6 protein-coding genes are annotated in these 7712 nt (G+C 47.5%); all 6 read right to left on the reverse strand.

Translation table 11 applies throughout. From position 1 onward, the window contains the following. Positions 1-54 precede the first annotated feature (54 nt). A complete protein-coding gene (cas6e, locus tag KDK19_RS11160) occupies positions 55-885 on the reverse strand; it encodes a type I-E CRISPR-associated protein Cas6/Cse3/CasE (protein WP_257279962.1) in 831 nt (276 codons plus the stop codon). After that, the gene (gene cas5e / locus KDK19_RS11165) at positions 885-1664 is read right to left on the reverse strand and encodes a type I-E CRISPR-associated protein Cas5/CasD (RefSeq protein WP_257291970.1); all 780 of its coding nucleotides are present in this window, start codon (positions 1662-1664) and stop codon (positions 885-887) included. Before cas5e ends, cas6e begins: the two co-directional genes overlap by 1 nt. Before the next feature lie 9 nt (positions 1665-1673). Further along, complete coding sequence (gene cas7e, locus KDK19_RS11170) at positions 1674-2735, reverse strand: type I-E CRISPR-associated protein Cas7/Cse4/CasC (protein WP_257291971.1); 1062 nt, start codon at positions 2733-2735, stop codon at positions 1674-1676. 23 nt (positions 2736-2758) lie between these two features. After that, complete coding sequence (gene casB, locus KDK19_RS11175; RefSeq protein WP_257291972.1) at positions 2759-3304, reverse strand: type I-E CRISPR-associated protein Cse2/CasB; 546 nt, start codon at positions 3302-3304, stop codon at positions 2759-2761. Continuing rightward, positions 3304-4905 (reverse strand): type I-E CRISPR-associated protein Cse1/CasA, encoded by a 1602-nt coding sequence (gene casA / locus KDK19_RS11180; RefSeq protein ID WP_257291973.1) that lies wholly within the window; start codon positions 4903-4905, stop codon positions 3304-3306. The genes casB and casA overlap by 1 nt, the downstream gene beginning before the upstream one ends. Positions 4906-5046: 141 nt before the next feature. Then, on the reverse strand, positions 5047-7712 hold a 2666-nt coding region (gene cas3, locus KDK19_RS11185), incomplete at its 5' end, for a CRISPR-associated helicase Cas3' (RefSeq protein WP_257291974.1).

The raw sequence follows: 7712 nt of genomic DNA on the forward strand, positions 1-7712 counted from the left end.
ACACCATGGACATCCGATCTTTGATTGGGATGGGTTTTAGTGGGATAAACGACATTAGCCCTCCAAACGGCGAATCAACATCAATCCGCAGCCAAATCGCTTAGCCTGGCCAAACCCTTTTTGCAGTTGTTCCCAAAAAAGATTCTCATTTGTTATTTGCAAAACACCCTGGTAATCCATACTGCTATAGCCAGCATTACGCTTTTGCTTGGCATCACTCAGAGAATGCCATAGATAACCTGTAGCCTGAGTTGATTCAAGTTTAAAACCACCAGACTCTGCCTTTTTCTCCAACCAGCCTGTTGCAGCCTTATCAATCGCTATCAATTGATGCCGCATAAATACCTCGCGGTTTTCTGGCTGTTTAAATTCTGCAAGAGAAAACAATTGCAGCTTCAACTGTTTGCGGTTCAGGTTGTTGCGCAAAACTCTACGCTCTCCCTCAGCACCAGTGTATATATCACTCTCACTGAGCACGCCATGCTCAAGGCATTTTTGCAGCAGGTGCTGAAACTTGGCATCCATCACCACATCGTGACGTGCCGAGTTTTTTTTGCCTTGCTGCCGCCTGGCAATGGTTGGATTGGCTCTCAGTTGGAAAGCCAGTCGATCCCCCGCTTTCAGTTTCGGTTGAAAAGTTTTGCAATCAATCTGAAACAAAGGGGAATTGTCGGCAGGGGCATGGGCTGAAAGTACATAAAACAGAGGCCATTGTTGACGTGTACCCAGCTGCTTATGACTGTTTTCTTCCCGAAACAGGTACTGGCCATCAGGAAACACATCCCACAATAACTGGTGCATACCGTAGCTGTCACGACGGAGTAATTTGCCTAGCTGGGTCTGTTCCAACAGCGCAGGGGTGAGTTGAATACGGGATAAGTACATCAGCTTCCCTCTTTCGATGTTGGTTTGGACAACCAAAGATTTTCTTTGCGGGGCTGAAACTGCCATCGTTGCCGCGACAAAGGCTGGTCATGCCTCACCAGTTGCTGAATTTGGTTGAGTGGCACTCTGTCAGGTGCAGCAAAATCCGCCAGCTCTCCCTGCCAGTAGTAATACCAGGTACTGTCGGGTTTTAGAAAACGCTGGTCAGTCACCCACTCCAGTTTGCTGCGTAGCAAAGGTTTCGGTTGATAACGATCCAACGCCTGCAAAAAAGCCCCAGCCGTGATGAGCTCTGGCTGCAGAGGTGCAGCCAATGGACAGGCTTTTCGCCCCAGATAGAGGTGGAATCTGGGTTTTAACAATGCATCCCGCAACTGTTGCAGCGACCAGCGGGCCTGTTCGTTGGCTTTAACAGCCACCACCGCTAAAGCATCCGTTCGATATTCCCTGCTGGAGAGAAGCGGTCCCAGACGCTCCCGCCCGAGAACCACTTCGTCACGCCGGGTGCGGTAAGCAAACTTACCGCCAGACTTCGGAGCCTGAACTGTATGGTAATCCCTGAGAAAGCCACCAGCAGCCATCTGTTTTACTGCCAGCGAATAACCATGCATCAGAGCCTGCTGGCCAGTTTCATCGTCCCTGCGAATACCGAGCGCAGCGCCAAGCAAACCGAGTATTGCCGATTTTCCGGGATAGGTTGCGGAATGCCGGTTTTCGCCCAGGGCAATTTCACCCCAGCTGGCCATAGGGCCATAAAGTCGAAATAGCAGATAATTCATAATCTGCTCCTACTTAGAGACAAAAGCCAACAATTCCTGCAGGCGACCATCGCCGGTCACAGCATTCAGTAAGTATTGATCATCTGCACAGTTGCCATAAACATCGTTAAAATTGTCCCGCTGCTGCTCTAGTGCTGCGATGGCAGCGGTTGCATAATCTTCAGCGTATTTGTCAACAGGCTTCAGAAAAGCAACTGACAGAGACCGTGGCTGCTGATCGCCCACTTCTGCCAAAACATAAGAGGCATAAGCCCGACTGCCAAAACTGTTTTGCTTACCCTCAGGTGATACTTTTATGGCCGCTTCAGTCAATGCAGCAATGGTTTTGTTAGCCAGCTCAATGTCACCATTCAGGTTTTCAATAAGCAGCTCTTTGTTGATGCAGATATAGGAATAAAATAAACCGGCTGCAAAACCCGTTTCACCGATGTGTGCAGCGCCAGCATCTTCACTACCATCATTCAAATCATCGACCGCGGTGAAATAGTCGTCTTCAATAGTCACTGGATGGACGGAAATAGCGTGAGCAACCTGACAAGCAGCTTCTACGTTAAATGCAGGTTTAGATGCCAGCATACGACCGAATAACGCAATATCCGCAGCCATTCCCTCCATACGTAACAGTTCCAGTTCTTCTTTGGCAGGGGCTCGCTTTTCAGTTATCAGCGTTTGAGTCAGTTCGTCGATAGCTTGCTGCTCCTTGCCACTGACATGAACCAGTTGTTGAATTTTCAAGCCAGAAAGAGGATTTTCTTTATTTTCTTTTTCCAGCGTACCAAATTCCCCCGCAATGGCTTGTGCCCACCCTTTGGCTTTTTTTTCAGAAAGGTCAGCGCTTTTTAACTGATCGAAAATTTGCACACCCAACATTTTGGTGCGAGTACCCAAGTGCCCATCCAAAGCGCTTTGGAACAAATCTGAAACTCGCCAGGTACGTTTAAGACTTTGTGAAGATACTCTTAAACGGTCAGTCCCACCCATTTTGGCGGTTTTAGGTCGTCCCAGGTCATCCCGGTTCAGATTAGCGGGAGGATAAGAAGTCAGCAGATGCAATTGTAGAAAGCGGTTCATTGTTTATCTCCTTACAGAAAAAATCAGTCTTTAAATTCGCCGTAGTATTCAGAAGCCCATATCACCGCCAACCGGTCCTGAGGACGGGATGCTGGGGCAAACCAAAACTCGCTCAGCCAGTGCAAAATGCTGTCAGCCAGTGAAAATATATTGACTTTGCCACCCAGTAGATTTACCGCCCGACATATGCGTGTGAAAAACTCTTGCTCTGTACGGCTTTTTTGTAGCTGCTGAAAACGCAATTCGCTCATCGCAGCCTTGCCCCCTTTCTCTTTCGGCATTGCGAGACTGGTAGCAAAGCTGTTATTTTCGTTGTGCTCTTTAACTCTTGCCAACACGGCCGCAACCATTGCTGCATCGGCCAGATTAATGCCCCGTTCGCCCGGCCTCACTCCCCAATAACCAGGCATTTGTCGTAAAAAATGGGCAAAGGCTGAAGTGAGCAAAATATCATCACTGCTGGAAACGCGGCGCAATTGAGCACGTTCTCCGGGATTGTTTGGTAGGGACTCCCACCAGGACAACAAGGCTTTCTGGTCTTGCTCATTGAGTTTGCGATAGTCTTTCATCAGGCTACCTCCGGTTTGGCCTGTTCTTCTTCAAGAGTGCTGGCAAGTTGCCACAATGGTTTTAGTGATTTAAGCGTTTTCAGCTTACTGGACAGCAACCTGCGACTGCCAATAATCCTTTTCATATCCCGGTCTTCAATATCACCTTCCAGCACCCAAAAATGAAACTGCTCTGTCGCCGTTTTGCTGAGTAGTTCCACCCATTGTTTAGCCACCTTTGCCGGCAAATCTGAGGTATCTTCTGGCAAAACCGCCAAGGTATGCAGGTGCTGGTAAAATGCGCTTTCTGTTTTTTGCCAGAAAGCCTGGTCAATCATGCTGATGTCACCTTTGGCATCTTTAGGCCTGCTGAACCAGGCTGTTTTTACCTGCGTTCTTAACAAAGAAACGGTATCTTTAGCGGCAATCATTAACTGACCAACCAGGTCGACAAAAGCATCACGATAATTTTCATCCACTTTAATCAGTGGCATTTGATGCTCGTACCAGCAGCGAGCTTTCATGTTGTCCATGTCAAAACCAAAACACCATAGCCTCATGCCAGCCTCTGCTATTTCCCGGAAATAGTTCGCCCTTTCCTGCCAACGTTGCACGACTTCCGCCGCACCATTGCCATTATCGGCATCTGTGAGGCATAGACCTAGCCAATGACGATAACCCAGCCCACCTTGCTGACCTTTCAGGCTAAGCGGTGGATTTTTGTTTTTAGGATCTTTGCGGTAAGGGGTTAAAGGATGAAGCCAGAGACCTTCATAATTCACGCCATAGTTTTTAGTAGTGAAAGCGTTGAATAACGTTTCATCCTGAGCGCCACACAAACTGCAGTTGCCTGTGGTTTTATTATTTAATAAGCGGATTCTGCGAGGCATTCCCCAATACATTTGCAATGGATGCGTATCACTGGGTTGGGTACTTTGGCCAGACTTATCGGACAGACGAGTTTTTCCAAGCCAGGGAAATATGTCTGCCCGGTTTTGACATTCAGGTTCATAGTCTTCCCGGGTTAACACATTCAGCCAAAGTTTTTGCCACAAGCTTGCCGAAGGTGCTTCTGGCAAAACCAAGGTAGTTAAAGGCCCACCTCCTCTTAAACCAACCCGATGCCCGGACCCTCCGGAGGGTGCATTGGTTTGCAAGGTAAACAATGCTGTTGCTGCGCAACTCTCGCACATCTCACTGACCGTATCGCCTTTGATAAAATGATCAAGGTTGTCTTTGAGAGTCTTGCTGCCCGGCGCTTCAATCAGCAAGGCAGATATCGGTTTTTGCTCAGCTTCCGGTAAATCAAAGTCTTGCAAAAATGCAGGGCCATCATCACTGACCAGTTCAAACGCTGATGCAACAGAACTAAACGCTTGCTGCAGGCTTGTTTCGGAGGGTGACTCTTCCCAAAGCTCATACCACTCCTCATCATCTTCAGGAGCAAGAGTGGTTTGTAAAAGACCAACTAACCATTGATACAGTGCTCCCTTAAAATCCGTTCGTGGAACGTTGACTTCAACCACCGGATTTTCAGTTTCGGCAATTTGCCAGGGAGCAATTTTACACTCACTGCCGTCTTGCCGGGTAACAGCCAACCACCTATCTGTAACTAGATTCATTTTAAAAGCCTCTATAAACCCAAAAGAAGATTAGACAAGTTTAATAGTGCTGCTATATTTTTTGTGATTAATTTTCTACCTGTGACGGAAAACCCACCTACACTGCTCCCGACCCTTCTCTGAGACTCAGAGCTGATCCGTTTAATAGTGCGGCAAACTACGTTCCCTGCGCCCGCAGGGTTTTCTGTCCAGATCCCAGCCGCCTTGTGACTGGTACAAATGTTTTGTTTCAGCCACAAGTGGCAATATTTGGAAGTACTTTAAGTAAGGGTACTGTTGCTTTATTCGTTCTATTTCCACTGACCAGTCGTCTGGAATAAGCAAGCTGGCTTTCTCCCACTCATGAACAGGCAACTGAAGCAGACTCAGTCGCCAAAAATGCTTTGGGTTGCCGGTATTGGCTAAAGGGTGTAAATGCCCGTTGTCATCCGGCACGGCTATTACGATAGTCTCGGTTTCGACTTCATTGAGCCGGGTAGGTATATGAGTATCCTCATCCCAGCCGTTAGCAGGGCCACCGCTTTTCCAGTTATAACCCGACTCAAGCTTCAGGCAATTGAATTCGCCCATATTTTTACGGGCATTATCTTTGGCAAGGGCATCATCACTGGCTTTTTGCAGCTGCTCAGGAATGTCTGTTTGCGCTTTGACACCATAAACGCCCTCGATCAAGTCACGGGCATCTTCTGGCATGGCAAAGCCTTGTTTTTCTAATAACAGTCTGGCAGTCAACCATAACTGCCCCACATGGGAATAAACACCTTGAATTCTGGGCAGGACGGACTTGAGCCACTGGTCACTATGAACTTGCAGCGGATCAGGTGAGAGAAGATAAAAGCAAGGCGTTAAACGCTGGTCTGGCTGGTCATTTTCGAGCCGTTTGCCTGCAACATCCCTATTATGACGTTGAAGTCGGCCTGCGCGCTGAATCAGCAAATCTATAGGTGCCAGATCCGAAATCATACTATCAAAATCCAGGTCCAGGCTTTGTTCTACGACCTGAGTGGCAATTAACACCTGACCCATTCTTTGTTCTGGGCCAGATTCTTTGCCAAATCTTTTTAATACATCCCCTTCAATCGTTTGCCGGTCAATCATGGAAAAACGACTATGGAACAGGGTAAGTTTTGCTGAATCAATTCGTGGGTCATCGTCAAGCTGCTGCCATGCTGACCTGGCGTCCCCGATGGTATTGCGAATCCAGCAAATGCAGCAACCCTGTTCGATAGACCTGATAATTAATTCAATGGCTTCTGCAGGATCACCCAGCCTCTTAACCTTAACTTGTCGTTTAACACTGTCACGAGTGGAAAGCTGTTTCTCAGCAAATCCCTGATCACATGCCTGACTGACTAGCGGGTAAGCTTTTGTTGCAGGCAGACTTTCCAACTCCAGCCCCCGCCCTTTAAGATAAGCGTCCAGTAATGCCTTACGAAATTGATGGGGCAATGTAGCAGACAATAAAATAACGCTACCGCCCTGAGAGGCGTGAGCTTGCAGTAGTGCAGCCAGTAACTCTCGCATATAGGAGTCGTAGGCATGAACTTCATCCAGAAGCAGCACCTTACCTTTTAGCCCCAACATTCGCAGTGACTGATGTCTTGCGGGCAATACCGCCAGCAAAACCTGATCAATCGTACCAACACCAACATCAGCTAATAACGCTTTCTTGCGACTATCTGCCAGCCATTGGTTGCAATAGGCACTGGCAGTTTGATCACCTGCCGCATAAGTCTGGTCGCTCTGTTGATCTTCCAGCTGAATTGATTCCTGAAAATCTTCTGACAACTGGCTGGCTCCGTGTGCCAAGACCAGAGAAGGTTTGGGACTCCCTTGAAATAAGGACCGATAACTGTTTTTTAACCTGTCGTACATGCCATTCGCTGTAGCCATGGTCGGCAAACCAACATACAACCCTTCTGCCAACCCCTGACTCAACAAACGATGCACCAATACCATAGCCGCTTCCGTTTTTCCGGCTCCGGTCACATCCTCCAGAATAAATAGCTGCGGGTTTTGTCGAATCTCAACGCTTTGAGCAAACTGCTGCAGAGGGGTAGGTTGTCGAATAAAATCGAACTGGTCTTGAATGGATCTGAAAGGGGTGATGGCTTTGGGCTGGAACTCGCGTTTTGACAAAACTTCTTTCGCCTTAGGAAGTGCTGTTTGTTTCCAGTATTCAGGTAAAGGCTGTATATCGCTATTATAGTGAAAAATGCTCTGGTCAGAACCAAGCCAGTCTGCCAGAACGGCAACACCTGCCAATTGCCATGAAGACTTCTTAAACCCTTCTTTATTGATTGAGCTTAATGGTGTCAAATCAGGCAACCAGTGTTTGGCTATTTCTCTCAAAAAAGATTCCGCAGCGGGAATGTCTTCCTCAGGAACAAGGGCTGTCTTAACTGTCCTCAGGGGCTGTGGGGGTTTACCATGATGACCACAAACAATTTCCAGCCAGGGGTGGACGGAACGCTGCGTTTTTTGGGACGGAATAATGTCAGATATCAGCTTACACAACTCATTCGTCCAGAGCGTAAAACCCAGAGAATCATGCCGAATATCTTTTTTACCTGTAACTTCAGGCACCAGTTCTGAAGAGAGTCCTGTCACTTTATTTTGAAAGCAACGGGCAAATTTACCTACATCATGTAACATCAAACAAAATGTGAACCATTGTTGTAACCAGTCAGGCTCTAATTCCAACTGTCTGGCCAGTGATTGGCATAGTTTTTTTTCTGGATCAAGTAGTAAACTGCCAACCGCAGCTACATCCAAACAGTGATAAACCAGCAAATGATAACTAGCAT

This window comes from Endozoicomonas sp. ONNA1, from assembly GCF_024606325.1.
GTDB lineage: Bacteria > Pseudomonadota > Gammaproteobacteria > Pseudomonadales > Endozoicomonadaceae > Endozoicomonas_A.